28 protein-coding genes and 5 pseudogenes are annotated in these 25,879 nt (G+C 62.0%); 9 read left to right on the forward strand and 24 right to left on the reverse strand.

Annotation, left to right across the window (positions count from 1 at the left end; genetic code table 11):
- Nucleotides 1-81: 81 nt before the first annotated feature.
- From AC5RWD_RS08540 to AC5RWD_RS08580, 9 genes are all read right to left on the reverse strand, one after another.
- The gene (locus AC5RWD_RS08540; protein WP_494019605.1) at nt 82-1,164 is read right to left on the reverse strand and encodes a DUF917 domain-containing protein; all 1,083 of its coding nucleotides are present in this window, start codon (nt 1,162-1,164) and stop codon (nt 82-84) included.
- Entirely contained in the window at nt 1,161-2,381 is a 1,221-nt protein-coding gene (locus AC5RWD_RS08545; RefSeq protein ID WP_494019606.1) for a hydantoinase/oxoprolinase N-terminal domain-containing protein, read from the reverse strand. The genes AC5RWD_RS08540 and AC5RWD_RS08545 overlap by 4 nt, the downstream gene beginning before the upstream one ends.
- Nucleotides 2,382-2,645: 264 nt before the next feature.
- Entirely contained in the window at nt 2,646-2,942 is a 297-nt protein-coding gene (locus AC5RWD_RS08550) for a hypothetical protein (protein WP_494019607.1), read from the reverse strand.
- A gap of 341 nt (nt 2,943-3,283) precedes the next feature.
- The gene (locus AC5RWD_RS08555) at nt 3,284-3,613 is read right to left on the reverse strand and encodes a hypothetical protein (RefSeq protein ID WP_494019608.1); all 330 of its coding nucleotides are present in this window, start codon (nt 3,611-3,613) and stop codon (nt 3,284-3,286) included.
- An 802-nt stretch (nt 3,614-4,415) separates the two neighbouring features.
- The gene (locus AC5RWD_RS08560; protein ID WP_307106250.1) at nt 4,416-4,676 is read right to left on the reverse strand and encodes a GlsB/YeaQ/YmgE family stress response membrane protein; all 261 of its coding nucleotides are present in this window, start codon (nt 4,674-4,676) and stop codon (nt 4,416-4,418) included.
- 96 nt (nt 4,677-4,772) lie between these two features.
- Nucleotides 4,773-5,174 carry a DUF5655 domain-containing protein gene (locus AC5RWD_RS08565; RefSeq protein ID WP_494019649.1) on the reverse strand — a complete coding sequence of 134 codons (402 nt, stop codon included), beginning with the start codon at nt 5,172-5,174 and terminating at the stop codon, nt 4,773-4,775.
- Nucleotides 5,175-5,412: 238 nt separating this feature from the next.
- Complete coding sequence (locus AC5RWD_RS08570; protein ID WP_494019609.1) at nt 5,413-5,796, reverse strand: hypothetical protein; 384 nt, start codon at nt 5,794-5,796, stop codon at nt 5,413-5,415.
- Between the two features lie 186 nt (nt 5,797-5,982).
- Nucleotides 5,983-6,516: a DUF2243 domain-containing protein gene (locus AC5RWD_RS08575; RefSeq protein ID WP_494019610.1), complete on the reverse strand. Its 534-nt coding sequence runs from the start codon at nt 6,514-6,516 to the stop codon at nt 5,983-5,985.
- Nucleotides 6,517-7,694: 1,178 nt separating this feature from the next.
- Nucleotides 7,695-8,090, reverse strand: a complete 396-nt coding sequence (locus tag AC5RWD_RS08580) for a DUF6221 family protein (RefSeq protein ID WP_494019611.1) — start codon at nt 8,088-8,090, stop codon at nt 7,695-7,697.
- Nucleotides 8,091-9,037: 947 nt separating this feature from the next.
- On the opposite strand from AC5RWD_RS08580, the gene AC5RWD_RS08585 reads away from it, so the two are divergent.
- Nucleotides 9,038-9,253 (forward strand): hypothetical protein, encoded by a 216-nt coding sequence (locus AC5RWD_RS08585; protein ID WP_494019612.1) that lies wholly within the window; start codon nt 9,038-9,040, stop codon nt 9,251-9,253.
- Between the two features lie 123 nt (nt 9,254-9,376).
- Here AC5RWD_RS08585 and AC5RWD_RS08590 read toward each other — a convergent pair.
- Nucleotides 9,377-9,781: pseudogene (locus AC5RWD_RS08590) on the reverse strand (TetR/AcrR family transcriptional regulator C-terminal domain-containing protein); the annotation flags it as partial.
- 283 nt (nt 9,782-10,064) lie between these two features.
- Between AC5RWD_RS08590 and AC5RWD_RS08595 the strand changes: the two are divergent.
- A complete protein-coding gene (locus AC5RWD_RS08595; RefSeq protein WP_494019613.1) occupies nt 10,065-10,580 on the forward strand; it encodes an OsmC family protein in 516 nt (171 codons plus the stop codon).
- Nucleotides 10,581-10,893: 313 nt separating this feature from the next.
- On the opposite strand, the gene AC5RWD_RS08600 is transcribed toward AC5RWD_RS08595, so the two are convergent.
- Nucleotides 10,894-11,181, reverse strand: a complete 288-nt coding sequence (locus AC5RWD_RS08600; RefSeq protein ID WP_494019614.1) for a hypothetical protein — start codon at nt 11,179-11,181, stop codon at nt 10,894-10,896.
- Between the two features lie 212 nt (nt 11,182-11,393).
- On the opposite strand from AC5RWD_RS08600, the pseudogene AC5RWD_RS08605 reads away from it, so the two are divergent.
- Nucleotides 11,394-11,870: pseudogene (locus AC5RWD_RS08605) on the forward strand (hypothetical protein).
- Between the two features lie 10 nt (nt 11,871-11,880).
- Here the strand turns inward: AC5RWD_RS08605 and AC5RWD_RS08610 are convergent.
- Nucleotides 11,881-12,336 (reverse strand): SRPBCC family protein, encoded by a 456-nt coding sequence (locus AC5RWD_RS08610; protein WP_494019615.1) that lies wholly within the window; start codon nt 12,334-12,336, stop codon nt 11,881-11,883.
- Nucleotides 12,337-12,510: 174 nt separating this feature from the next.
- Here AC5RWD_RS08610 and AC5RWD_RS08615 point away from each other — a divergent pair, with 174 nt between their 5' ends.
- Nucleotides 12,511-12,726 carry a LacI family DNA-binding transcriptional regulator gene (locus AC5RWD_RS08615; protein WP_494019616.1) on the forward strand — a complete coding sequence of 72 codons (216 nt, stop codon included), beginning with the start codon at nt 12,511-12,513 and terminating at the stop codon, nt 12,724-12,726.
- Between the two features lie 479 nt (nt 12,727-13,205).
- Here the strand turns inward: AC5RWD_RS08615 and AC5RWD_RS08620 are convergent, their stop codons facing one another.
- Nucleotides 13,206-13,520 carry a hypothetical protein gene (locus tag AC5RWD_RS08620; RefSeq protein WP_494019617.1) on the reverse strand — a complete coding sequence of 105 codons (315 nt, stop codon included), beginning with the start codon at nt 13,518-13,520 and terminating at the stop codon, nt 13,206-13,208.
- A 424-nt stretch (nt 13,521-13,944) separates the two neighbouring features.
- Between AC5RWD_RS08620 and AC5RWD_RS08625 the strand changes: the two genes are divergently transcribed.
- Nucleotides 13,945-14,235 carry a DUF4235 domain-containing protein gene (locus AC5RWD_RS08625; protein WP_494019618.1) on the forward strand — a complete coding sequence of 97 codons (291 nt, stop codon included), beginning with the start codon at nt 13,945-13,947 and terminating at the stop codon, nt 14,233-14,235.
- A gap of 347 nt (nt 14,236-14,582) precedes the next feature.
- Here AC5RWD_RS08625 and AC5RWD_RS08630 read toward each other — a convergent pair whose 3' ends face one another.
- The 4 genes and pseudogenes from AC5RWD_RS08630 to AC5RWD_RS08645 all read right to left on the reverse strand — a co-directional run bounded on the left by AC5RWD_RS08630 (nt 14,583) and on the right by AC5RWD_RS08645 (nt 15,756).
- Nucleotides 14,583-14,855, reverse strand: coding sequence for an LGFP repeat-containing protein (locus AC5RWD_RS08630; RefSeq protein ID WP_494019619.1), 273 nt, complete (start codon nt 14,853-14,855; stop codon nt 14,583-14,585).
- Nucleotides 14,789-14,955, reverse strand: a pseudogene (locus AC5RWD_RS08635) (hypothetical protein). The gene AC5RWD_RS08630 and the pseudogene AC5RWD_RS08635 overlap by 67 nt, the downstream one beginning before the upstream one ends.
- 1 nt (nt 14,956) lies before the next feature.
- Nucleotides 14,957-15,265, reverse strand: coding sequence for a hypothetical protein (locus AC5RWD_RS08640; RefSeq protein ID WP_494019620.1), 309 nt, complete (start codon nt 15,263-15,265; stop codon nt 14,957-14,959).
- Nucleotides 15,266-15,456: 191 nt separating this feature from the next.
- Nucleotides 15,457-15,756: a DUF4193 domain-containing protein gene (locus tag AC5RWD_RS08645; protein WP_494019621.1), complete on the reverse strand. Its 300-nt coding sequence runs from the start codon at nt 15,754-15,756 to the stop codon at nt 15,457-15,459.
- Between the two features lie 640 nt (nt 15,757-16,396).
- Here AC5RWD_RS08645 and AC5RWD_RS08650 point away from each other — a divergent pair.
- Nucleotides 16,397-16,891, forward strand: a complete 495-nt coding sequence (locus AC5RWD_RS08650) for an FBP domain-containing protein (protein WP_494019622.1) — start codon at nt 16,397-16,399, stop codon at nt 16,889-16,891.
- 612 nt (nt 16,892-17,503) lie between these two features.
- Here AC5RWD_RS08650 and AC5RWD_RS08655 read toward each other — a convergent pair.
- A complete protein-coding gene (locus tag AC5RWD_RS08655; protein ID WP_494019623.1) occupies nt 17,504-18,757 on the reverse strand; it encodes an MFS transporter in 1,254 nt (417 codons plus the stop codon).
- A gap of 103 nt (nt 18,758-18,860) precedes the next feature.
- Here AC5RWD_RS08655 and AC5RWD_RS08660 point away from each other — a divergent pair, with 103 nt between their 5' ends.
- The gene (locus AC5RWD_RS08660) at nt 18,861-19,457 is read left to right on the forward strand and encodes a TetR/AcrR family transcriptional regulator (RefSeq protein WP_494019624.1); all 597 of its coding nucleotides are present in this window, start codon (nt 18,861-18,863) and stop codon (nt 19,455-19,457) included.
- A 301-nt stretch (nt 19,458-19,758) separates the two neighbouring features.
- Here the strand turns inward: AC5RWD_RS08660 and AC5RWD_RS08665 are convergent, their stop codons facing one another.
- The 6 genes from AC5RWD_RS08665 to AC5RWD_RS08690 form a co-directional block, all read right to left on the reverse strand.
- Nucleotides 19,759-19,971 carry a hypothetical protein gene (locus AC5RWD_RS08665; protein WP_494019625.1) on the reverse strand — a complete coding sequence of 71 codons (213 nt, stop codon included), beginning with the start codon at nt 19,969-19,971 and terminating at the stop codon, nt 19,759-19,761.
- Between the two features lie 392 nt (nt 19,972-20,363).
- Nucleotides 20,364-20,618, reverse strand: coding sequence for a hypothetical protein (locus AC5RWD_RS08670; RefSeq protein WP_494019626.1), 255 nt, complete (start codon nt 20,616-20,618; stop codon nt 20,364-20,366).
- 46 nt (nt 20,619-20,664) lie between these two features.
- Nucleotides 20,665-21,402: an SDR family oxidoreductase gene (locus tag AC5RWD_RS08675; RefSeq protein WP_494019627.1), complete on the reverse strand. Its 738-nt coding sequence runs from the start codon at nt 21,400-21,402 to the stop codon at nt 20,665-20,667.
- 69 nt (nt 21,403-21,471) lie between these two features.
- Nucleotides 21,472-22,182 carry a TetR/AcrR family transcriptional regulator gene (locus AC5RWD_RS08680; RefSeq protein ID WP_494019628.1) on the reverse strand — a complete coding sequence of 237 codons (711 nt, stop codon included), beginning with the start codon at nt 22,180-22,182 and terminating at the stop codon, nt 21,472-21,474.
- Between the two features lie 303 nt (nt 22,183-22,485).
- A complete protein-coding gene (locus tag AC5RWD_RS08685) occupies nt 22,486-23,460 on the reverse strand; it encodes a GlxA family transcriptional regulator (protein WP_494019629.1) in 975 nt (324 codons plus the stop codon).
- Nucleotides 23,461-23,621: 161 nt separating this feature from the next.
- Complete coding sequence (locus AC5RWD_RS08690; RefSeq protein WP_494019630.1) at nt 23,622-24,296, reverse strand: HD domain-containing protein; 675 nt, start codon at nt 24,294-24,296, stop codon at nt 23,622-23,624.
- Nucleotides 24,297-24,467: 171 nt separating this feature from the next.
- On the opposite strand from AC5RWD_RS08690, the pseudogene AC5RWD_RS08695 reads away from it, so the two are divergent.
- Both AC5RWD_RS08695 and AC5RWD_RS08700 read left to right on the forward strand, forming a co-directional pair.
- A pseudogene (locus tag AC5RWD_RS08695) lies at nt 24,468-24,650 on the forward strand (methylmalonate-semialdehyde dehydrogenase (CoA acylating)); the annotation flags it as partial.
- Between the two features lie 1,071 nt (nt 24,651-25,721).
- Nucleotides 25,722-25,844 (forward strand): annotated as a pseudogene (locus AC5RWD_RS08700) (LacI family DNA-binding transcriptional regulator); the annotation flags it as partial.
- Nucleotides 25,845-25,879: the final 35 nt, after the last annotated feature.

Below are 25,879 nucleotides of genomic sequence, written 5' to 3' on the forward strand. Positions count from 1 at the left end.
GTCAGATATAGCCGCGTGGTGCCCCGGAGGGAGCCGTGCGCCAACAGCCCGGCGACATCGAGCCGGGTTTCATTTTTCGATCTACGCATGTCGCCGCCTTGGGTGCACGATCGGAATGCCGAAGGCCTTTGGCTCAGTTAGATCAAGCCCCGCCTCCGTGTACCACTGCGCCGCTGCCGTGATCTTCACGATGTCGATGACGTCGCCCACCTGGACGTCATCTATGTTGACCACCGTGCCCTGCTCGGAATTGAGTAGCGTCACCATGTCCGGGACGGCTGCTGTTACCGCACCATCCACGAGGACCAGCAGGATCTCATTCTGGATTTCAAGACGGACGATGCGGCCGGTGGTTTCGTCTTCGAGCGTTACGCTGGACGGCTGCGCCGGCAAGCCGAGGTCGGTGGGCCGGGAGAGGCTTTCGATGTGGCTCACACGGGCCCGCGCGATGCGCGTGGTGCCAAGGAGATCGGCGAGCAACAACAGTTTTCTCTCAACCGGGGTGCTCGCGTCGAGGATTTGCCCGATCCGGATCATGCGGCTGATGGAGCCATGAACGCCATGCTCCCTCAGCTGTTGTGCGGAACACGGATACATGGCGGTGGCTGCCCAGCCGCCGAGTTCGGTCACCAGTGCACGCACCAGCGTCTCGGCCCGCTCCGGGCTTTCGACCTCAACCACCGCCCGTTCCCCGGTTACCCCCATGAGCGCGATAGGGCCGATCGCCACGTTTCCAATGTTCAGAGTTGTCTGGCTGATCAAGGGGAAGACGCGGCCCATGGGGTCGGAATCGATGACGGGCAGCGACGATTGCAGCCCAACCATGAGGGGGACGATTCCGTTGATGTTGGCGGCGGCGAGCGAATAGATCGCTCGCACCGGCCGGCCGAGACTGGCCTCGATGGCACGGATGCAGCCGAGGAACTCATCGCCGACGGGAGGCATGTCGGCGATGAAAAGGCCTTGCGTTACCATTCCGATCGCCACCACCAGGTCGTCGGGAGCAAGCTCGTCGACGGTGATGAGTTCCAATGACCGGTCCTCCATCGCCCGTTGGATCATCTCTGCGTAGATGTAGATAGCCGTCGGGTCGATGGTGCAGGTCAGGAAGTGGGCCCCGGTGCGGAGGTTCCGGATGTCCTCGGTAGTGAGTATGGTGCTCATGGGTTGGTTCCCCGCGCGGCTGCGGGCAGCACGTGTTCCTCGCTGGTGGACGTTTCTCCCGCCGCTTGGACCCGGATTCGAACGATTCCGGGGTTGCCGTAGGGCATGGCATAGACGTTCGATTCAAGGATGTGGGTTTGCCCGGGGCTGGCGCCCAACTGGACCGCCGCTGAGTGGGCGTCCTCTTCGGCAAGGTTCTGTGCCCGTTTCAGGTCAATTCGGCCGCTGACGGTCTCGAGCCTGTCGATCCACGCTGTCAGCGGGGCCACGGCAGATCCGACAAGTGCGGCGTCCTGGACCGCCGGCAGAGTGGGCACCAGCCCGAAGGGCAGTGCCGTCTCCTGCCACTCGCGGAGGTCGGCAATCACGGAGGGAGTGTTGGTGCGAACCGGGTGGTGGACGGTGTACGGCTCGAGAATGGCGGCATTGCTGGCCAGGCTCGCGTCAAATCCTTGGCGAATGAGGCTACTGGCGACAGGCAGGCCTTCGTGGGTGTGGCCCACGGTTGCCCCGGCCTCCATGAAGAGAATGACTTCCCCCTCGGGGATTCCCGCCAACGTGGCCGCGCCAAGGATTCCCATCGCGGGCTCGGCGCGCAACCCGTGGACAGGCGCCAAGGCCAGCCGTGACAGCGGTGCGCGGCCGCCGTCGTTCTTTGCAAACGACAAGTGGGTTGCCGGGAACTGGCGCCGGCCTGCCTCCTCAAGCATGGCCGCCAGCTCTTCCCCCGTCTCCATCAGGGCGCTGTTGAGGATGGCCGTGTAGTCGCGGTCCCGGAAAACGCTGGAATAGAAGTCACTGGAAATACTGATCCGCATATCTCTGTCGATGCTCAGGATGGCATCGGCTATGCGCGTTTCATGGTCCGTTGACGCTGTCGAACCGACGGAAGTGATCGCCACGCTTCGTACGTCACTGGCAAGGATGCCGGGGAGATCGGCCAGGAACGACTCCAGATCCAACCGGGCCAGAGGCCGCCCCCGCAGGTCGTGACCCCCGCGGACATGCACGGTCCGCGTCACTGCCGGCTCAACAAGGGGTGGCAGCACGGTCATGTGGAAGTCGTCCGCCGGGGGACGGGGTGAAATGCGGATGGCGACGACGTCGGCCAGCTTCCGCTCCACCAAAGCCCGTCCGACGTCGGCGGTGATCTCCGTGATGCCTGACCCGAACTCCCGACGGAGCACTGACAGGGACGATTCCAATGCTTCCGACAAGCTGCCCGCGTGCACCTCCCGAGCGGCGGAAACTACAGTCCGCCCGTCCAGTACAACGGTCCGGCAGTTGGTTCCCTGTAGCCGCAGTCCCACTCTCATTTGTTCAGTTCCTGCCTGGCGTCTACCAACGATGAGTATCTGCCGACTAGTGAATATCTTCCATGTGTATAGAGTGCACCACTATTCGTCCCCTAATGCTCCCCCAAGTCGCTGAGAGCGAATCGTCGCGTGCTCCTTGGCCTATCGAGACGTTGACGAAGACACTCAGCGCGGCCCGTTGGCTACGTCCCACAGCACGGGCACGAATGCCGGGTGCTGGCTCGCCGGCAAAATGGCGTACGCAGCATGGAACCCGGCGGCTCCCCGCCCATGGACGGCGAAGGCCCGCACGGACAGCTTGAGCAGTTGGACCTGCCCATTCAATTCCTGGCCATCACGGCGAAACAAGATTTCATGGGTCTGCCGGAATCCGGTAGGGACACGGCGCATTTCATCGATGTTTTCCTTGCCGGCGCTCGATGTTGGTCGGTTGCTGCAAACCGAACTGGTGGGCCACCGCATGGGCCTACCTGTGATCCCCGCGCTACTCGTCACTAAGGAACCCATCTGCGCCACACAGCATCCATCGGCTCCAGCAGAAACGAGCTAGGCGAGCCAAGCTCCCCTACATCTCAACCTGACGTCAAGCACGCAGCCCGAGTGCCGTCAGAATAGGGTCCGGAACGGGATTTTCTGACACGCCCACGAGAAGGTCTTAGATTCCAACCTGACGTTTCTGCACAGGAGCAAGCGTAGTCAGTACTGGGAAGCCATGTCTGGGAGGGTTCGCAGCTCCCGCTGATCGGCTTACGTCGCTCAGGGGCAGGGGTGAACCCAGTTGATTGCTGTGCTTGCCTGAGGGTTCACCGGGAGGGCACGGGCATCGGGCTCTGCATTGTTCCGTGATCGGCAAGGTGTAGCAGCTCACGGTCACCCAGCGGCTTATCCAGGGTGACGGTGCTCACGGGGGTGTTCAGGGGTCCGTTACAAGGCGTTGCAGATCCGTTCTGGTAGATGGGGACAAGGGCGACAGCCGTGGAGGTTTCGGCTTTGAGGATTCCCTTGGCAGTCGCGCAGGGTCCCCCTTGGGAGTATTGGATCACCAGCTTCGTGCGTTCGTGGTTGATGTCCATTAGCCGCCAGTCGCCGATGGTGTCGGTGCCCTCTTCATAGGATGTGGCGACCAGCGGCACCGTTGGGGTTATGTTGCCAACCAGACCCGCTGGCCGAAGGGGGTCGGGAGTGCCTTGGTTCCAGAGGTCGGCCGGGATATTTCCTGGCAGTGATGCACTGACCGATGCGGATGGCGCGGGTGGTTCCGAAGTGCAGCCTGCGGCGGCCAACGCCATCACAGCACTCACCGCCGACACCGCCAGCGGACGGGGAACTGCTAACGTCATCACTGGCCACGGAAGCATGCCCATAACCTGAAGCCTGTTGCTGCGGCCGGCTTTCTGCCGGCAGATCACCTTTTCATCCTAGCCACACTCCGAACCGGACGTAACCCTTCATCGCAGCAGCCGTGCGACAGCTGGATCCCCCAGGCCATCGGTTGTATGGCCAGCCCGCGGAGTTCCTAGGTCCCATCCTGGAAGTGATGACCTGGTCGGGTTCGTGCCGGGGATTCCGCTGCTCATCACCGGTGACGTCCTGGGCAGGCTCCGCTGTCATTCGACCAGCACAACTGCCCAGGTCTTCGACGCCGGCAGGTACACGGGTTTCCGTAGGTCCGACAGCACCAACACTGCGCACCTGTCCCTGCACCCCCCGGCAGGGAACCGGGGCCTGGACACCGGCGCCCCAGGTCGAGCTTCATTACGACCAGTGTCACCCCTCCCGGTGGACCCTGGGCCCACCCCGGCGCGACAACACCATCAGCATGCTGGGACTGATCCTCACCGGGGTCGGGGTCGGGGTCGCCTGCACGGTTGCCGGTTTCGTCCTGCTGATGTTCTCACCTGGTCAGTCCCTTCCCATCTTGCAGCGGCGGGGAAGTCACCGCACTGACTTACGCCGGCCAGCAATACCCTCAGCAACACCGATCAACGCAACGGCTGCTATGACGGCGACAATGAAACCGAGAAAGTTCAGCTCGAAGATATCCCCGGTCCCCAACAGACTTGCAATCACGCCGCCGATGACAGAGCCTGCCAAACCCAGCAGCAGAGTCGCAACGATACTGAGGTTCTGTTTACCAGGTTTGATCAACCGTGCAAGTGCACCGATCACAAGCCCGGCAATGATGAATCCGATCACGGTAGAACACCTTTCATTTCGGGCCTGGCGTTAACTGGCCGTGGATCCTCATCCTAAACCTGCAGGTCTTCCTTGGCTTGTTCAATGCCGCCGATCTCACTGAGCGGCGTCATACGCCTCGCGCAGCCAGGAGGCGACTTCCAAATCGATGGCACTTGCGTCGGGGAGTTCAAGATGGTGCATCCAAACCAGGGCTAACGGATGCGCGACTAGTCTGAACCTTGGTGACTGCACTTTCCGGGGAAGGGCGATTGTAAGTACCGCCGGCATCTGAGAGTGCAGGTATTGGCCGGGGCACCACAGGTAGGCGAACCCGCGTCGCCTGCGAAAGCTGATTTCCTTCTCTGACTCCCGTTCCTCCACCGGCCCGAGTGTCGCTATTAGAGTGGCCACAGCGTCGTGAATGGCTGGTCCGTGGGCTGAAGACCTCAAGTATTTAGCAGCGGTGGTCTGCTGGCAGTGCGAGGCGGTGTGCTCGCCTCGCCTCCGAAGCAGCACCTTTTTCGTCAAGTACAGCAAATTGTCACCTCATCGTCCCGGTAAGCCTGGGGGCGCGGCAGGAAGCGATTCCGTTCAGTGGGCTGCCACCCGTCGGATAGAACGGAGCTGCGAGCTCGTTGAGGGCCACACTTATCCCTGAGCCCGGTTCTTCTGTGCTGGCGTGTGGCTGAGTATCAGGTCGGTAAATGACACACTCTAATATGGAGAGTACTCCCGTCTGATTTCTGCCGGGCTGCTATTCCTCGAAGGCGTCTTTGACCTCCAGCACGATGGAGCACAGTCCCCAAAGTCTGACGGTGGCGGGCGTGGACATGCCTTGGCTGCGCATCGAGGCTGCCCCGGCAAGGGCCTTTGGCAGATTGCAGACGAAGATTGCAGCCAGTAACGCCAAACCCCCGGTCCCCTCCCCGAGCGAGACGCCCAGCGCGAGATTCTCCGGTACGCCGTCAAGCGTGGCGGCGGCAAGCAGTGCCAGACCAGCCGCACCCCGGGTGGAGGCCGGGGAAGGCGCACGCCCCGTGGCGGCGGCGTCCGTATCAAGCTTGGCGCTGCCCTGGTGCTCGTCCGCTGGAACCGGGTCCTGGCCCGCTTGCGCCCAGCGGTCAAGTAGCGCACTCAAGACCGTGAACACCACTGCACCAATAAACAGCCGCGAGCCAAATCCCGCCGCGCTGGAAGGCGTCCTCGAATAGCTCGAAACTCAGGGCAGTAATCAGGGCGCCTGACGCGAAGGACAGGATGATCGCCAAGACCTTAGAAGCGGGCCGTCAGAGAGTCTCAGGCTTCCACCAGCCCCATGGAGAGGTCAAGGACTTCCGGAGGACGCCTTTCGCAATGCCTGTTCGAGTGCAGCCAGGCCTCTCCTGTAGAGCAGCCAGCCGCCAACAATGAGCAACAGGCTAAAGCCCAGGAATCCAAGGTCCCAGGCGAGTGGCCCGCCAAGGTCGTCCCGAACGTGGTGGATTTGGAGCAAGTGGTGGTCTACGATGCCTTCCACCACGTTGAAGATGCCCCATCCCGCCATGACAAGGCCGAAGTGGAAGCTCCAGTTGGGTGCCAGCCGTCCCCGTCGCCAAGCCAGAATAGTTACAACTGATGCCGCCAGAACCAGCAGCCACATCACCAGATGGAAGAACCCGTCCACAAAGGTGTTTACCTCCAGGCCCGCCACGGTATCCGCTGGGTGCTCCGCGGTGGCGCTCACCATGTGATGCCACTGCAGGATCTGATGCAGGACGATCCCGTCTACAAACCCGCCCAGTCCCATCCCGAACAGGATTCCCCCGGATATTGGCGGCCACCCGGCCAATGCCGCCTGCTGCTGCCCCTCATCCGCCATAGCGGTACGCTACCGCCACAAGCGCACCGAGCAAAGGCCACCGACCTGGCGGCCACCGACCCTAGCTGGGTGAGCGCTCAGCTGCGGCAGCCTGCTCCAAGCGCTGTAGGTTCTCGAACGCAGACTTCCGCATTTCCCACGCTGCATCGAGCTCTTCTCGGCTTGCTTCATCTCGCTGGTAGGCGGCATTGACGCGGTCCCAACGAGTGAGCGCCTCAGCGTAGTACTTAACCCCTTCCATCGAGTCTTTAGTAGCCATTCCGCCATAATGCCACACCCCCATTCCGACATGCGCTCCACAAGTTCTTTGGACTATCAGGATCCGCACGGCGGGTGATGGTGTCACTCCCTAGGGTCGAGCAATAGCAGCGGATTCGTCCTCTGCGTGTCATGCATGCGGTTCCCTTCCAAGGACAAGCCTGCTCAAACCGGGCGCTGCAACTATTTGTTCCGGGCCGGCCTGCCGATTTCGCACTGATTCCTAGTGATTGTGCAGACACTGTCTGCACAAAATCTCCGGTTGCGTGTGAGCGGGTTGTCCGAGGTCCAGTGCGGTGACAATCGCCCTCTGGTAAGGGCAGGGTGTTGCTCCGCCAAGTGCAGGGCCTCGTCGGTGTAGGAGGCGACAGCGAGGGGTTGGGCTACCGAACAGGCCGTAGCGAACCGTGTGCTCATTATCTGAGTCGCAAATCAAGATTGGCCGGCTTGACCAGTCGCCGAGGGGAGAATGCCGGCCCCGAATTATTAGTCCCAGGGTGGCAGCGCTCGCCGGAGGGTATGTTGTCAGCCTGCAATGCGGGTGCTCTTAAACATGCGACTCTCATCGGAGTCGCCAGCGCGGCCCTCCCCTTTTAGTCTCGACGGGCAGGGGCAGGGGATACCAGCAGCAGGACTCTGCAGGCACAGCCATGTGCGCCGGCGGGGGACGATCTCAGGTGCCCTTCTGCTCGTCGGTTATCCGAATGGATTTGTCCCCTTGGTCCGAGCCTGCACCTCTAACCGTAGGGAGAGACAACACGGTTCGCTTCCTGAACGGACCAGCCTGGATGATCGGATAAGGCCTTGGTTTCAGCTTCCGTCTTGTTGGCTGCGATTCCGAACCAGATTTCGGTGCGATCATGGCCGTTTGTAACTACGACACGCCAGCGAAATTTCCTCGTCATGATGATCTCGAGCTCTCACAACTCGATTGCCCAGCCTTCCTGGTAGTCGGGGTGGTCCCTGTATGGCGACGCCATGCACATGAGGACGTATTCGCTGGTCCCGCCAACCTCGCTGGCCATGTCGGTGGCGACGAGGGGTACGTTGGCCAGTATCTGACGTTTCGCCGCGCATTCTGCGAGGATGCGACCCGGATTGAACTGCGCAATGTATGTCCTGTCTTCGTCCTTGGAGGCGAGGTAGCCGGGGGCGTGGTCAGCGTAGGCGTCGAGGACCGTTTCTTCGTCCGCGGCGTAGAGCGCCGGACTCCGGGTTCCGTCTTTCCTGAACCATTCCCAAGGCGCAGGGGAAGCTGCCTGGGCGACAGCTTCGTCTTCACTGATCCGGGCTTCCAGGAACTCGATAATATCCATGCTCCATCGTGCCACCAACCGAAGCGTCGGCCCCTGGCAGGCCGATGTTCTTCCCGATCCGGGAGGCAGCTAACCATGCGCCTACATGACGTGCATCCCCTCCTAAGATGGCCCCCATGGAGACCCGAACGAACATCGAAGCCCGCCACTGCGACGAGTGCGGGAAGGTCACCCCTCACGTGGTGCACTATATGGTTGACTATTCACCCCGAGGGGTGGCGCGTACCGAGATCGGGAGTGGCTGTACCCGGTGCGCAGACACTAAAGAAAAATAGCCTCCTGCGCGTCCGCGCTGGCCGATCAAGCAGTTCCGACTCCCTTCCGCCGGGACATCTGGCAGCGCGCCTCCATCCGGCTGAGATCCCCGAAAACAAGTAACGTGATCCTCCAACCTCAGCTCTGAAGCCAGACCGCCTCCACGACTACGTCCTCGTACAGACGGTGCTCCATGGCCTGCCAGGATTCGTAGCGCCCGAAGTTCCCCGGTCCAGGATGAACTCCCAGCTCGACTCCAGTTCGCACCTCAAACCTGCCGCCCGGACAGATACTTTGTTTTACGGCCAATCTGACAGTCAAGCAGCGCAAACAGGCAGCCGTTCTGCTGGAGCAGGTGGGACCAAGGGAACTGGTTGGCACTCCCGGCGCAGCCGCCTCCACGGCCGCTGCCCTTTTCCGGGCTGCGCTCAGAAGTGGACGCGCCCGCGGAGAAGAAGATGTAATGATTTTGGCCGTTCCGGGACGTCTCCCCCAGTCTTCCCGGGACGGTCTTGTGGCTCTGGAATGATTGCTTGCGTCCTGCTCCGAGATGTTCAGTGGTTGTCTTGGAGAGTTGCCAGATTTGTTGAAATGACAATGTTCTTCTCCCGACACGACGCGTAATCTTGATCGGAATCCCTGCGCCCGGCATCGGGTTCCAGGGGAACTTGGGGGAAGGGCACACAACCGAGATGGCACTCAAAGACGAGTGGGACCGACTTGATTCTGAAACGCGCAAGTGGCTCTTGAACAATCCGGGATGCTTGATGGTGCCGCGCACTGTGACCGCCCGGATCCAGCAAAATTCGGTCGGGAACATCGAAGTCGACGGGCATGGTCAGATGATGCTTGCCCGTGGGGATCTCGATTTCATCCGCGAACAAGGAACGGGCGTGGGTACACGATGAGGCAGTGAGGAATTCGGGTTCTTCGACGCAACGCAGCCACTCAAGCGTGGCCCTGCCTAGTCTTTGATGGGGGCGAAGGGGCACATAGGAGGATCAGGCCGTGGTTCGTGCGGAGATGGACGGTCAGCCGAAGGGCGGTTCGCGTAGTCTGCGGAGTGCTTGGATAAGTGCGTCGAGGCCGAGGGTGAAAGCGACATCGGCGGGCCGTTGATGTCCTTGGCTGGCATGTTGTTTGACGCCAGAGGTGAAGCTGGGTGTGGAGTCGGCGAGCGTTCCTGGTTCGAAGATGGCGTGGGGTGCGTTGACGTCGTAGGCGGCTCCGAAGATGAAGGATTCCAGGGCTACGATGGCGGGGACGATGTGCTGGTCGGGGATTCCGGCCGATCGGAAGCCGTTGCTGACTGCCTCGTACATGGCCACGGTCTTGGGCGCATTGGTGACGGGCAGGACCGCTATGACCGGGATCAGTGGTGTGTGCCTGGAGAAGACGTCTCGGTAGCTGAAGGCCCAGCGCCGGACGGCTTCCTCCCGGGGCTGCGTGGTGCGTCTGGAACGCGCCCGAGTATAGCGACCTGAAATCTGGCCAACAAGGTCCAACCCTGAGGCCTTCTCGGCGCCCCGGTGAATCTCACCATGCTGAACCCGGGCTATACACCTAATTGTGTGAGCAGCCCGAACCAGGATCTGAACGACGTTGTCATCAAAGTATGGCCGCATGAGATCCTCGCTTCGCTGCCCTGAGACACCCACCCTGACTCGTAGAGGTGTATTCTTGCCCGATTCGGTCCGCGGCGGAAAGGGAGTGCCAGATATGTCGCAATCGGAAGTAGCCCAAGCCATCAGCAGGTCTCGGCAGTACTTGAACGAAAACCCGGAGAAGACCCGCTCCCGCGACTCGACGGCCACTGCCGTGCTGGAAGATGGGCTCCGGGTCCGGGTTGACGGCCCCCACGGCTGGTCCTTGGTGACGGATATGGGGCCAGGAGTTGGCGGGAAGGGTTCGGCGCCTACTCCGGGATGGATGCTGCGCTCGGCGAGCGCCGCCTGCTTGGTCTCGCTCATCGCCATGCGTGCCGCCGAAAAGGGAGTAAGGCTAAACCTGCTCGAAGTTGATGTTGACAGTGAATCTGATGACCGCGGTCTGCTGGGAATCGGTAAGGACACTTCTGCAGGACCACTCGCTCTGCGCACAGTGGTCCGCATAGCCGCCAATGACACCGAAGAGGCCGCTCTCCGCGACATCGTTCGATGGGCAGACGAGCACTCCCCCGTCGACGATGCAGTCCGCCGCGCTGTCCCAGTGGAGCTGACCGTTGTGATCGGCTGAGCCGAGAACAACTGATCAGGAAGCAGCATCCAGACGCATTCAACCGTAAGAGGGAGGTTTGCAGCTTGCTCGCAGTGACCGCTGCCTACCCGCTGGCTATGCGGAGCCGAACTTTAGAGGCTATGACTGGCAATAGCCTTTCGCATTGCTCGTAAAATGGGGCGCTTCTTCCCGTGCGATCTAGCGAACCAGCCGTCGGCCGGTCTTGTGGAAGGCTCCGAGCAGATGCCCAGCAAAAGCCCTGCGGGCGGGGTGCCCGGTCTGCCGGGTTCCTTGCCGCCCGCCCGTAGGACGGCGGTGCGCTCTTCCCGGCTCAGCGTGCCGTACTGGGCTGAGGAGTCTTGTAGGTTGAGCTGGCCATCACGTCCATCGTGTCGTGGCGGTCCTTGTCGTGCCGGCGCACGACAGCGGACCGGTCCTCTTCGAGCACGTAACCGCAGAGCACGCTGAAGTCTGCCCGGTACAAGCAGGTGCACCGGGTGACGGGGTCACCCTCATCAGGCGGGATGGTGACGCAAAGCACGCCCGTGCCGGCGCTGACCCTGTGCTTGATGCGGTGCGTGCGACGTAAGGCTGAACATCCGTGAGTACGTGAAGTCAAATGCGGAAGGGGCTGCTCCCTGACCTGACCGCGGCTGCTGACGGACGGGAAGAGCATCGATTTTGACCAGCGCGCGATGCACGTGTGCACCGTGCCATCGACAAGTGGATCAGGTCGGCCGGGCCCGACATCACCCAAGGCTCCTATCAAACCGCACTAAGGCCAGCGGCCGGCCCTACGGGGCTTTCGTGTGTCCTTCCTGCGACAGCGCCATGGGCCAGTTCTTCACCTCCTGCATTCGGCCCGGGAAATGGTCCATCCGGGGCGGCCCCCAGTTGAGCCTCCGGCACGAGCCCCAGCACTGGATGGCCGTGCCGGCTCTGTCGCCAGTCCCGTCAGGCCACGGCCTGAACGCCCTTCCCCTGTATGAGGAACAGCCTGTGGTCGTGGCACCCAAGGGCCACGAGATCTCGATGTTCGAGGGAGGATCTCGCGGCGGAAACCTTCCTCGACGCGGAGGGGCTGGGCGGGCCCGAAATGGCACTGCAGGTGGAATTCATCGGCATTGTCCGCGGGCACACAGCCCAGAGCTCCCGGCAACCGTCCGTCCAGCAGGAGAAGCCGAAGAAGGAAACCCCGGCCGGACTGCCGCGGCACGGGCGCCAAGAAGCCCAAGGTGGCCCAGCGGTACGCCCCCCAACCCGGACAAGGGCCGCGGCCGCGGGTCACGGAAAAAGGGCAAGCGCTAAGTCCCGCGGGTTACCGCCGGGCCTCACTGATTTCCTTGAGTTTCGCCAGCGCCGCAGGCCACCCTTGGTTGAACATGTCCACGTACTCGTCTTGGCTGTCGAGCTCCACATCCACGGTGGTAACGCCGTCCGCCTCGCTGAACGAGTACCTTTCATGGGTTCCGATGAGCTCCTTGGCGGCGTCACTGCTGGTGTCATCCCGGCCGTCCGCGATCTGGCCGACATAGCGGAGGGACACATACTCGTGGGGTCTGCTTTCCTCCACTGTCGCGATCATCCCGCCCAGGGAGCCCTTCTCGTCCGGGCCGAGAAAACGGATTTCGCTGCCCTGGTTCCAGTCGCCCTCGAAGTAGGAGCCTTCGTAGAATTCACCGGTCCACTCCCGGTAGGTGGCGTCGTCCAGCATGGTGGCCCACACGGTCTGGACCGGAGCGTTGATGTTTACGGTGTAGTTCAACTTTTCCATAGGGGATTCTACGTCCGGTCCTTAAACGGCGACAGGGCAAAAACCACCAATTCGGGTGGGCGGGGGCGCACTTGACGGACTGTCCCAAGGTTTTCAGAAGTCCCGGGGCGCACGATGGCTGTCTACTACCCATACACAGACGGTCGAGATATAAAGCGTGCATCGAACCCCACTATGCGCGACGTCGCCACCAGGGCCGGGGTCTCACTGACCACGCTCTCCTACGTGTTGTCGGGGAGGAACACCGGCACCACCCGGATCAGCCAGACCACACACGATACGGTGTTGGCCGCCGCCGCGGATCTCGCTACGTGCCGAAAGAGGCAGCCCGGCGAAATGCGGCTGGGCCGGACCACCGTGGTGGCCGTTGCCATCGGGGATCTTGACTAACCGCCGGACCAGGCGCCGGCTACCGCCACTGCCGCCATCCTCCCGAAGCACGGCTATCAGGCTGTCATCATGGCAAACTTCCGACTCGTGCAGGAAGACGCCGAGCTAGTTCAAGTTCATGCCGAACTGCCGGGTCAGGAGTACCGGTTTGAAAAGGGTCTCGGCTGCATCGACCTGCGCGGCCAGCGCAGGTCGGAGAGAAGACCTGCAGGATGCTGAACTGAAAGTGCTGCCGGTGCCGGGCGTCGGCGACAGCCGGCTCCCGGAGCGCGACGTTGCCGCCGTGGCCATTCCTGGCATACTCGCTCCAGCGGCCCAGGAAGCGCCCTGCGCCGTCGCCCTTCCCCACTTACAGCCTGCCGTGGCTGGTGTCGGCGATGAGGTAGATGCGCTGCACTGAGCTGAGGGCCGTACGCTACTGCCCGCAGCGGTCGTCGGTGATGACGGCCTGGAGCTCGTCGAGGCTGACAAGGAGCGAATCAAATCCCGGGAACGCCACGCTGGACGGGTCTGAGATCTCGACAACCGTCATGGTGGTTGCCTGGTCGCCCGTTTGACCAGTTGACCGTGTCCTTTGTCCATTCAATGACCAGCCGGTCCGCCAGGGCTGCGAACACCGGGGTGGGCCGCAGGTCAAAGTAGCGGAGCGTGTCGGTGCGCTCGGCCAGGACTTCGCCGTGGTTCTCGTGCGCGGTGATGAACCGTGCGCGCCGGCCGGTTGTGGCGACGAAGTTCAGCCAGACCTTGGGAGGAGTTGCCGGCAGCTTGCTGTTGCGGATGCCCTGTTCTCGCACGTACGGCAGCAGGACAGTCTCCTTACCGGCCAGCCCCGGCAGCGGGACGCGCTGGCCCCGGAAGTCCTCATCGAAGCCCTTAGGCCGGCAAGGTCTTCGATCGCAGAGGTCGGAGCTATCAGCAGTTCATTTTTGAGCGGACACTACCAGCGGGCCGTAACCGCCACATGAATGATGGGCTAAAACGAGACTCCGGCTTCACCCCGGATCATGAAGAAGCTCTTCGGGTCGTCGGCGCCTAGCAGGTGCTGGTGGAACATGCTCGCATCCACTGGGCGGGTGTCCACGAACAGCACGGCCACCCTCAGGGAGTGGACCCCGACCAGGCCTGTATGGGTTACGCCGTGGCGGTGTTTGGAGTAATTTGGGTAGCCACCCGGCGCCGCGTCCGAGCGGCCAGCCCCTGTTGTACCCGAGGGATGTCATGGCCAAGAAACCCACCAGCAAGCCAGCGAAACTGTATCGGCCGATCGGGCTGGCTTCAGGAATGATCGGCGGCCTCATCGCTGGCCAAATCTTCAAACAGGTGTGGAAGCACGCCGCCCCAGGCGACCGCGACGAGGCACCCAATCCCCTGTCCACCGATTACGCGCTGAAAGAGATCCTCATCACCGCCGCCATACAGGGCGCTATTTACGCTGTGATAAAGACTCTCATCGACCGCGGCGGAGCGCGGCTCTTCGAACATTGGACCGGAGAATGGCCCGGCAACTGACCGGCCAGCCCTGCATGTCTGTGGCGAGGTTCACTTGAGGCGCGACTCCCGCCGCCAATGGATACTTAGCAGCTTGGTAGGACCTTGTGTCCATATCCCCGGTGTACTCCCGTCCAGCCTGTCATCGAGCAGGCAGCACTTCGTCGCAGGCACTAGGAGATGACGCGGAACGGCAGCGGTAGCGATACGGTTCGCCCTTGTTGGCCGCGAGGCCGGCAAGGATCGAGAACACAATCAAGGCGACGCAGAGGCCAGGCGAGCGGACGGGGACCGCGGGGGCAGGGAGCTCTAAGCGGTCGTCGCTAAAAGTCCGCACACCCCGGAGAGCCTGAAGGTACCCTCAGCCGTTATGGCGCATGCTGCGGATAGACGGTAACAATGGCCCCCGTCTTGGCACTCCAAGTGATCTTGCCGTCTAAGAACTGCTGAACGATAAGGCCATCCCCAGCCTTCAGCCAAGCCGCCCGGATTGCACTCTTGGACAGCTGGGCACCGGTGTAAGGCGTCCAGACGATCGCTCCCCCGCGAAATGTCTGCGAGGCGCCCCCGAGCTTCAGCCCTGTCGTCTCGTCAGAGAGGGGCGCCCCGAGGGTCCGGTCACACCGCCGGCGGCCATCCATTCCGTACGGATCGCGCCGACAAGGGCATGTGCACCGCTGGCCGACGTCCAGGCGATGGTCCGCCCTGGTGCTGCTGGTAGGTGCCGTCGCTGGTGGTCACTTCATCTGTGGTCGGGTATCCGAGGCGCCCCTTTTCGTAGCCGAGCTTGCCGTAGGCGGTGCGGATCGCCCCGTGAGACGTGGGCGCCGGTCGACTGCGAGTAGACGACGAACCCGCGCTGGTACTGCCGGTACGCGCCGCCGTCCTTCAGCCCGGTCCGGACGGGCCCCAGGGCCGAGCTGAGGTTGTTGCCAGTGGCGACGCGGCTGATGACTTCGTCCCGCGGAATCGGGGTGCCGATCACAGAGCCAACGGCCTGAACCGGTGCGGCGGTCAGAAGGGAGCCGGCGAGGAAGCCGAGACCGAGCACGGCGGAAAGAACCTTTGAACCGGACGCCCGGGCAGAAGGTATCCTCCCCGATGAACACCCGGACTGCACGGCGCATGGCCTCGGGATCGCCAAGGGATTGGAAGTGGGTCGCTAGGTCGGCTGCGGTCGGCAGGGTGAATTCCTCGCGGATACTGTCCCAGATATGCTCCGGGACAGCCGGCCAGAACCGCTCAGCCCTCACATTCGACGCAGTAGGCATGGCCGTCCTTCTCGTGCGCCTTCTGCGAACGGTGACGGACCAGGAAGCAGGTAAAGCAGGTGAACTCATCGTCAGCCTGCGGGATGACCTGAACGACGAGCTCTTCGGCAATGAACTCGCCACCAGGGGTCAGGCCGTCCAGGGCGTCAGCCTCGTCGAGCTCCTGGACCACGGACTTGGCGTCGGGCGCCTTAGCAGTCTTCAGGGCCTCCAGTGAGTTTTCCTGGGATTCCTTGACGTCGGTGCGCAGTTCATCGTAATCAGTGGCCACGGAGGTGCATCTCTTCTCTGTTGAGGGTTTGTCGGCGACTGCAACGTACCGGACGCAGGAAGAATTCCCCAAAAGATCAGTCCTGCCGCCTCGAGGCGGCGACCGCCGGCAGGTAATAGACGTTGCTCCTCAAATGTCTTAGCCAACACTTTCGTGCCAAGGTTATGGCGCCGACGCTGCTCGCCCCTGCCTGGGTTGACGAGATATCCCTCACAGGCGTTCCACTGTCCCTTGCATTCGTTGTGAGAATCGTGCGTCTGTTCTCGATTTCTACGTCCTGCTCCTTGTATCAGGCGGCTGCGTTGTCAGGGATGGTGGCAATGACCTTTGGACAGATTTGGATATGGTTTGGCAGGATATGGGAACCGGGTATGACCGGTGAAGAAAGGTGAGGGAACGAGGGCAATGAGTGCGCGGGGGACCTTTGCGGTCGCTGCGGCCATAGTGAGCGAGGTGGCCGTCATGGCCTGCAGTGTGCCCGCTCCTCCGCCCAGCTTCCCCACGAGGCGGACCCGACCCTAATTCTTCAGGTCACCAACTGACAAAAGACCTAGACTGTGGTCCCCTTTTCGCGCGCCCGGAAGCTGACACTCCATGACCGTCCCCGCAAGGGGAAACCATATCGTCGAAAGAGTCAGTCATGCAGGCAATCACGCCGCAACAGATCCGTTCATCCTTTATCAATGCCACCCGTTCCGAGGCAACAAAGCTCACTCTGCCCAGAAACCTCGATTCCCAGGACTGGGACAACCTGGACTTCCTTGCCTGGCGCGACGAGAAGATGCCGCTTCGGGGGTACTTGGTAGTGCCGAGGCCAAAAGGCGTGACCGGGATTATGCTCCGTGCACCCGAAGGCGGCGCAAAGAAAAATCGCTCCGTGCTCTGCGAGTTGTGCCGGGATGTGTTCTCCAAGGAAGATGTGCTCCTTTGGGTAGCCAAGCGCGCTGGCCAGTCCGGTCGTGACGGGAACACCGTTGGCACGTTGATTTGCGCAGACTTCGTGTGCTGCGGAAACGTGCGAAAGGAGCCTCCGGCCAATGAGATCAACCCCGACCCGGCGGCCGTCGTCCTCCGCCAGATTGAGGGCCTCCAATACCGCACCAGACACTTTCTCAATCGGGTCCAGCAAGGCTAGCGGATCACCCAGTCAAGAAGCCCCGTCAAGGGCCTTTATCTCCGACACCCGAGAGTCCGACGAATCTGGATACCGGATGCTCTAGCTCCCGGGCCAGGGATTAGGGTTGCCTAACGTTTCGGCACCAAGCCTGAACAACTCCACCACAAAGAGCCGTAGTTTCGGGATACCTCCTGAAACTACGGCTCTCCCAGCAAGGGGAAAGGCACTCCCCCGCCCACTGCAACCCCCTCCTACCCCAGCTTGACGGAATCACGCTTATCGGCGCTTGGAAATGCGCGTAGGAGAGGCCCTAAAGGACCCTTATTCACCTGCCGATGAGGGATCTATCAGCCGTTGATGGGAATGCGCTCGGGTCTCCATCCAATGCTGTAAATGGTTTCGAAATTTGTCGGTAATCCTTGCGCTGTCCTCGAGCGTGATGTTGATGAACGCCGACCGTTTCTTCAAAATGCTGGACAAGCTCAGTCTGCGGCCCACATCTGCTGGTCAAACTCCGTGCCGAACGATGGCCCGCTTGCCCTGGTGTAGTCCGACAGCGGCTGGGTAGCGGGCCTGGGAATGCCAAGTTTCTCGGGCTGATCGTCATTGTTAGGTCAGCCCTGTTGAAGATCACTTAAAGCCCTCCCCCGGAACGTCCGCCTGACCGGCGGCCGACCGTGCCGGGGCAGCGTTTGCCGTCGCGTCCCGCCGTAGGAGTACTGCCTGGATGATGATGCTCAGGACGGCGAGGATAATGACGGCCGCGGCATAGGACTGCAGGGTCGGGACGAGGCCCCACCGGGGCGCGAGTTGGCCGGCGATGATGACGGGGACGCCGAAGGAGAGGTATGCGGCGGTGTAGATGCCGGAGAAGACGCCGGCGCGCTGGTGGGGCTGCACGTGCGGGGCGATCAGGCGGAGCTGTCCGCCGAAGGTGCCGCCGAAACCGATTCCGCCAAGCACCGCGCCGATCCAGATTGCCGGCAGCCACGTATCGGTGACGCCCAGAAGGACCAAGATCATTCCCGCGAGGATGAGGCATGCCCCGACGAGGGTGCTGCGCCTTGCGGGGTGCCGGGCGAAGGCGAAACCCGCAACCGCGGCGGCGAACGGGCCCAGGAAGGCCGTGAAGCCTGCAACCAGGCCGCCGTCCAGGCCGAAGTGGAGCCGGAGCACGGCCGGTGAGAGACCGAGGAAGAGGGCCGGGAACATCCACCCTGCGATGTGCACCGGGAGGCCCGCGAGAAATTCACCACGGATGCGGGCCGGGAGGCCAAGGCGCGGAGTAAGCGAGCGTAGCGCCCCGGGTCGCTTCGCAGCCGTCTCGGTAGTGAAGCTCACAAATATGATGCCCAGGACGATGACCCCTGTCAGGAGGCTGAAAATGAGGGTGTTGGCGTCACGGGTGAATTGGACCGCCGCCCCGGTCAGCAGGGCGCCGATCCCCAGGCCGCCTGCGACGGAGGCTCCGGCCAGGCCCCCGGCGAGCTTCTTGAGATGGGCGGGGGCATGCTCGCCGATGGCCGCGCTGAACGCGCTGGTCGCGAGCCCGGTGGCGAGGCCCTGGATGGTGCGGGCGACGATGACCCAGGTGATGTTCGGCGCGGCCAGGAACGCGAGCATTGACACGAGTTCGGCGTAGAGGGCCATGAGCATGACCGGGCGCCGGCCGATGTGGTCAGGAAGTGACCCGGCGACCAGGAGGGCCACCAGGAGGCCGAATGCGTAGACGGAAAAGGCGGCACTGAGGGTGCCGGCCGAGAAGCCCCACTCCTGCTGGCGAAGCGAGAGCAAGGGCGTGGGCGCGCCGGCGGCGAAGAAGAACGCGGCGAAAACTGCCGCGACGCCGGCGAAGGCCGTGGTGGGTGGCACGGTTCGGGACAAGAAAGGCTCCTTGAGACAGAACGGTCTAACAGAAACCAGTTAGACAGAACTGTCTCATCATGTCAAGATTTTTTTAGACAGATCTGTCTGATATGTTTGGGGTATGAGCTCCCCGCCCCGGCTCCCTGCCCGGCAGCGCCTTCTGGATGCTGCCGACCGCCTCTTTTATGCCGAGGGTGTGCACACCGTGGGCATCGACCGGATCATCGGTGAGGCCGGGGTCGCCAAGCGTTCACTCTTTTACAATTTCTCAGGCAAGGACGAGCTCATAGCTGCCTACCTCGCAGCCTGGGACCAGCGGCGCCGTGAACGCATCGCCCGGCACCAGGAGGGCCTGGAAGATCCTGTCGAGAAACTGCTGGCCGTCTTTGATGCCCTGCACGAAGCGGTCCTCACGCCCGGTTACAACGGGTGCGCGTTCGCGAACGCCAACGCCGAAGCGCTCCCGGGTAGCGTGGAGGCCGAAGCGCTGCGGACCTTCCGTGGCTGGCTCGCCAACATGTTCCTCGACCTCACCACGGAAACCGGGTTTACCGAGCCCCATGACGTCGCAAACCGCCTGCGCCTGCTCTACGACGGAGCAGTCGCCAACTCCCAGCTCGACCGGCATCCGGACGCGGTCCGATTAGCCAAAGAACTTGCCCTTACGGTCCTCCACACCTCGCCGCGGAAACACACAACCGACGAAAACCCCTCCTGAACCTGCCTCTCCCTAGCGGGCCCGTCCAGCGGAGAATCCTCAGCCCGATAACAGCGCGCCCCGCTGAGGCAGCCATATGCAGGAACTCTCGGGGAGAGTTGACCCATGCGAATCCTGACCGATGAGGGCGCGGGCTGCAATCAGTCGCTCCTCCTAGGCCTTTGACTGTGAATGCGGAGCCGCTGGAGCCGTTGGCCACTGAGTGATCTAAAGCCTGGAGCTGGCGAGGCGCGCGGCGCCACGTGTGGCCTGTCGGATTTGCTGGTAAGGAGCTCCTCGCCAACCTGCTCGTCTGACTGCCTTATGAGCCTTCTGACGTTTTCAACGACTGCGGCGCGCGCTGTGCGGCGGCCTCAGGGAGTTGAGCCCGGCTTATGTCAGGCGTGAGGGTGTGCCAGGTCATCGCTAGGGCACGCACCTCGGTTAGGATTTCGATGGCGGACCGGTCCGCCGGGAGGATGCCCTCCATCTGGGCCAGCTCGATCCGGGCGAGCTTGTTGCGGTGGGAAGCCATCAGTTCCTCTAATTCGCCCTAGCGGAGCCCACGTCTGCATCGGTGTTGGCTGGCGTGGGCATCGGCGGGTGCGAGGGCGGCAAGTTTTCGGCCACCTGGTTCATGAGCCCTTCACACCTGGTCTCGTACTCAGCCTCCACGGCCTTGTCCACCGGCCGACCGGAATGGACGAAGTGGTTGGTTCCGGGTAACTGAACCCGGAACAACAATGGAAGCCTCAATACCCCAGCGGGCTATAGCTCACCGGCAGGAGACAGCGAGCGAGTCCATAGCCGCTTTGCCCGCAAAATAGGGACGTTCACTTCATACAAGTGACCGAATTGCAAGGGGCTGAATGCTCTTAGCGGCCCTGTCGCCATATGGCCCTGCGTTGTGCATTGTGCATCAGATGTCTATGCGGCATTGCTCGCAATGCCCTTGTCGATCACTGCCTGCACTTCGGTGCCGGACGTCCCATCCATCTGGACGGTGTGAAGGGTCGACGTTGTTCTGGCGGGATTACTCCACAGTTTGCTCTCCTTGGGGTGCGCTGCTCCCGTGAGGTCACGCATTCCGGCATAGGCAATGTTGCCGGCGTCGGCCAGGGCCCGCGCGGTGAGTGCACCGAAGCCGCTGCTGGCACCGGTGATGACGACGATTTGAGACATATGATGTGCTTTAGGTTGGAGCGGTTGTCGCTGACCGACTGGGAAATCAGGCCAACCCCCCGTTTGAGTAGATGGTTTGTCCGTTGATCCATCGGCCGGGTCCTGCGAGAAAAGCGACGGAGCCGGCGATGTCCTCGGGCTGTCCAAGCCGTTCCAGCGGGGCTGCCTTGGACAGCTGGGAGACGGTCTGGTCGTCTTTTCCGTCCAGGAATAGAGGTGTCGCTGTGGGCCCTGGCGCCACAGTGTTAACGGTGATGTCCTTGCCGCGGAGCTCGCGGGCCAAAATCAAGGTCATTCCTTCGACGGCTGCTTTGCTCGCAACATAGGCGCCGTAGCCGGGGAACTGTGTCTTGGTCACCGTAGTTGAGAAGTTGATAATTGCTCCACCGGCGCGGACACGCCGTGCTGCTTGCTGAGAGACTACGAAGGTGCCGCGGATGTTGGTGCGGTGCATCCGGTCCAGGTCGGCGAGGTCCAAATCGACGATGGACCCAAGAATCATGATTCCCGCCGTGTTCACCACGACGTCGATACCGCCAAAAGCCTCCTCTGTGGCTTCGAACGCTGCGCTCACGGCAGCTTCGTCAGCGACATCACCACCAACAGAGATTGCCTGTCCACCCGCTGCGGTGATGGTGCCGACAAGGGTCTCCGCTGCTTCCTTGTTGCCGGCGTAGTGGACAGCAACTGCGAAGCCGTCAGCAACAAGGCGCTGGACAACGGCGCGACCAATGCCACCGGAAGCACCTGTGACAAGGGCTACTCGCGTTGTTTCCGTGTTCATATTTTCTCCTAAAACTTTGCATTTGGGCGCGTCGAATAGACCACGGCATGGCGCATTGGGAATGTGAAATTAAGGGGTGCGGTCAGCCGCTGTCGCGCGGTCCTGTATCCGTTTGAGCCACTCGGACAGAAGCGCGGCCTCGGACCGGGTGAATAGTTCTTCCGTGGGGGGTTGTGTCAGGGCAGCCCGTATAGTTGTTGCCGCAATAACGGGCGCCTGCTCCTCCGCGCTCACTCCGGCATCGCTTAGCAGGGAGCGATAAACAGTATCGCGCATGGCCGTGGAGATTTTTTTGTCCGGGTACTGATGGCCGCGCAGGATCAGCGACAAGGCAATTCCAGTATTCGCCGCCATGACGATCCGTGCTGCCTCTTCGGGGGTCACCGTCAAACGACCTTGGGCGGCGAGCCTGTCCAGGTTGTCCTGGAGCAGACGCATCGCTTCCTGGCCAGCCTCTGCCGGCACCGACAGTGGGGTACCAAAAAGGAGCCGGTAGGCATGCGGGTGATCAAGGGCGAACGCCACATGACTGTCCCAACCGCTGTAGAGATCATCCAACGGGTCCTCGGACTTATCTGCCGCGCGCTTCATGCTCAGGTACTGATCCCAGACATGATCCACGACCGCGGACAACAACCCCTCCTTGTCACCAAAAAGCCTGTAAAGCACCGGCTGGCTGGTACCGGCAGCATCGCACACTGCCCGCGTGGAGATGCCCCCGCTGGTGGACTGTGAAAGCAGCTCTGAGGCCTTCTCTAGAATCGTTGCTCTCATATTCATATATCAATGCTAACTGACCGCGTATCACTGCAATGTCGTTTTCGTATCAAGGCTAACCTCGCTGCACGCCCGAGATTGTTTGGACCGGGGAACGGCCGGTCCCATGCGGCGGTACCCGTCCTGCGCGGTGAGCTTCGTCAACGCCTGGCCGTCCTGCTCTTTATGGCCCAGCTGCCCGAGCTCATCAACGTCCCCTGGCTGGTTTACCCGCTGGTCGCCGCTGCCCTGGTGCTCCTAGTGTGCCTAGGGCTCTTCGCAGAATTGGTACCTGCGGCGTCCGCAACGCCATCGGGCGAAAACTGCTCAACGGCTGACAAGTCGGGCATCAGTTGTCGAAAACCTTGCCCTGTATTCGCTGGGTGAGACGTGCAGGCGCGCAACGAAGATTCGGCGCATCGATTCTGCACTGCCGAACCCTGCCGCACGGGCCGCTGCAGTGACGCTTTGACCTGTCTCTAGGAACGTCTTGGCATGTTCCAGGCGCATCTGTTCAACGAATTTGGCCGGCGAGGTGCTCAATTCATCGGCAAAGAGTCGTGAGACCTGCCGCGGGCTCAGGCCCACCATGGCGCCCATGGACTCGACACTGACGTGCTGCGCCGGGTGGGCCGAAACGTGATCAATAATCTCCCGCAACGGTCGGCTACCAACGGGTTTGATTTTCAGGGGTGCTGAGAATTGTGACTGGCCGCCGGGACGTTGCATGAACAGCACCAGGTTCCTCGCCACCTCCCGAGCCAATCCGGAACCATGGTCCTGCTCCACCAGGGCCAGAGCAAGATCTATGCCCGCGGACACACCTGCCGAGGTAAATACGCCCCGATCCTCCACAAAAAGTGCGTCCGGTTCGACGGAGATGTCCGGGTACGAGCGGGAGAAGACCTGCGCGTGCCGCCAATGCGTAGTTGCCCTGCGCCCGGACAAAACGCCGGCAGAGCCCAGCACGAACGCGCCTGTGCAGATTGAGACCGTCCTTCTCACCTGGGGGTGGAGGAGCTTGACCGCTGCCACCAGTCCGTCGGGGATCGGTTTGCCCACCAGATCATCGCCGCCCGGCACCACGAGGGTGTCGATCGGCGTCTGCATATTTACGGCTCCCTCAACGTCCAGCCGGGTTCCGATCGACGTGAGGACCGGGGCTCCCGAAACCGAGACGTAAGCCAGCCTGTAGTCCGCCCCGAACATGTTGGCCTCGGCGAACACTTCGGCAGGTCCGGACACGTCCAGAAGCTTCACACCGTCAAAGACGACAAAGACAACATTTGATGAATTGGCCATGCCCAACTTCCCTTGTAAGTGCCACGGGTCCAGTATGCAGCCGCAGCCCCAGTCCCCTCACGTCATCGACCGTTCCCCGGCCCCAGGCGGCAGGTCACGCTGCCCGTGACCGGATTTGTCACCCCCTAACGCCACAGGGGGCGGCAACGGCGGGGCTGGCACTATTCAGGCCAGTGGCTGCCCAAAATGATCCGGACAAAGTCTTCGCGTTGGAAGGACGGATCGAAGTGGCTGATCACGTCATCATTCATGGTTCCGAAGGTCGTCTCCGGGCGGTCCTTCATGCCTTCGTAGAATGCTTTCAGGATGCGCTGCTTGAATTGCGGACGGGGGTGGGCGCCAACGACTTCCTGGCGGCCCTCGTCGCTGAGCTTGTCCAAGCGCAGTCCCAGAACGTCAGTCTCAACACCGAGGGTCACCACCGCTACCTCAGGGGCAAGCGACATGGGGATTTCGGGGGTGGTGTGAAGGGCAATGCCCAGCCAGACATTCCGGGCGTCCTGTTCGCAACGTCCATGCTCGCGCAGGAAGTCATAGGCAGCTTCTGCACCGTCGACCTCGAAGCGCCGCCCAGTGGTCCGGTACTTCGGCGTCAACCCCAAGTCGTGGAACATTCCACCCACGTAGGCAAGTTCCGGGTCCGGCTGCAGACCCATGGCCTTCGCCTGGAGCATTCCCCACAGGAACACCCTGCGGGAATGGTTGAAAATAGTCTCATCTGCTGCCTGCTGCACCAAGGCCGTGGCTTCGCGTATCAGATCCGTATCAGGGATTACGATCCCGCCGATTGTTTCAGTCATCATTGTTCTTTCCTGTATAAATAAGCCGGAATCCACTTCCGGCGCCTTTCCAGAATCCCGCCTCAAGGGCACTCGCGACACTGTCAGGAACGACATCATTCCCACAGATTCGGACGTGACGCCTGAGGGAAGGACCCGGACTTTTTATTGAATCAACGGCTCCTGTTAAGCGAGTCACCACATTCTGGCGAGATGACCGCGCTCGAGATGCCCCTGCCCGTCCCGGTGGCATACCACTCCTTCGGCGGCTGGAAAGCCTCCCTCTTCGGCGACAAGCGCATCTACGGCCCGGAAGGCGTCTCCTTCTACACCCGCGGCAAGGTCATCACCTCCCGCTGGCCCGAAGCGCACCACCCCTCAAGCGCGTCCTACAACTTCCCCTCCAACTGATTTCGGCAGCGGTCGGCATACACCTCTAGTCGACTCGGAGTTCCATATCCGCTCGCATGCCGCGAACGCTAGCTAGCGCCCATGTGGCGGGCGCGTGGTGAAGCCATGTAGCCCGCCACAGTCGTTACCCGAAATGGTCGTCACGCAGCCGCCAGGACGCATCGAGCCCTAGCGTATGTGCGTAGTTGGACGAGTTGCGCACCGTACTACGTTGGTGTGATGGCAAGATCCTCTGGATGCGCCAGAAAATGAACAGAGGGCTCGGAGCCTCGAATGGCCCGCCGCACCCCTCTCAGTAAGGAGGGCGAAGCAGACGGCACGTTAGCAGACAAAAATCGGCGATCCCCACACCCGGCAGTCCTTGGCTTCCTTGGAGGCAATAGCAGCTACCGGCGCTGCTGTGGTCCTACCCGGTCACGGAGCTCCCTGGCAGCAGGGCGCTGCCGAAGCAGTACGCCAGGCGGCTCAAATCGGAGCACACTGAAACCTGCTCCCTACCCAGCTACTGCCGAGACCTGCCCTCTGGACGGCAGGTTGACGGAATCTCCATTATCGGCGAACGAAAACCCGCCGGTGGAGTCAGCGAAAAGGGCGATGGCTGGCTGAGATTCCGAAGCTGATCGTTGTCGCGGCCCTTGTTAACGTCGATCCTTACGAGCGGCATTACATCCAAATCTTTGTCCTGACATATTTGCATGCTGCGACTAGCACGCGCTAGAGTCCACTAACTAGGGCTGGGTTCAAAAATTTGGCACGTGCTAGTCTGAAGGCCAAGTTGCTGCCCGGAACGGCAACGGCCGACCTGCCCTTGACGGTGCTCGAGCGGTCCTTGGTGGAGTTTTTAAGTTTGGTCGCCTGGTTGAGCAAGGGCGCCCGTGGCGTGGCCCGAGGCAGCACGGCAGATGGGATCGCCGTGGCCATCCATACCGGAATCGCCGGGCGTGATTTTCACTAAGGTAGTCGGAGCGGGAAGCAAGTCGATCGAGTCACGGAGTGAGATTGAACGTCCAGAGAGAGCAGCCTGAGGGTATCTCCACGGCGCGGAAGGCCGGCGTCGTTGAGCGGCCCACAATGAAGACCCTCGCGGAGCATGTAGGGGTGTCCAGGCAGCTGGTCTCACTCGTCCTTCGTGATCTTCCGGGGGCAAGTGAAGAGACCCGTGCGAAAGTTCTCGCTGCAGCGAAGGAGATCGGCTATTACCCCGATGCCTCCGCCCGGGCCCTGCGCGG

It is taken from the genome of Arthrobacter sp. CMU6 (assembly GCF_059090205.1).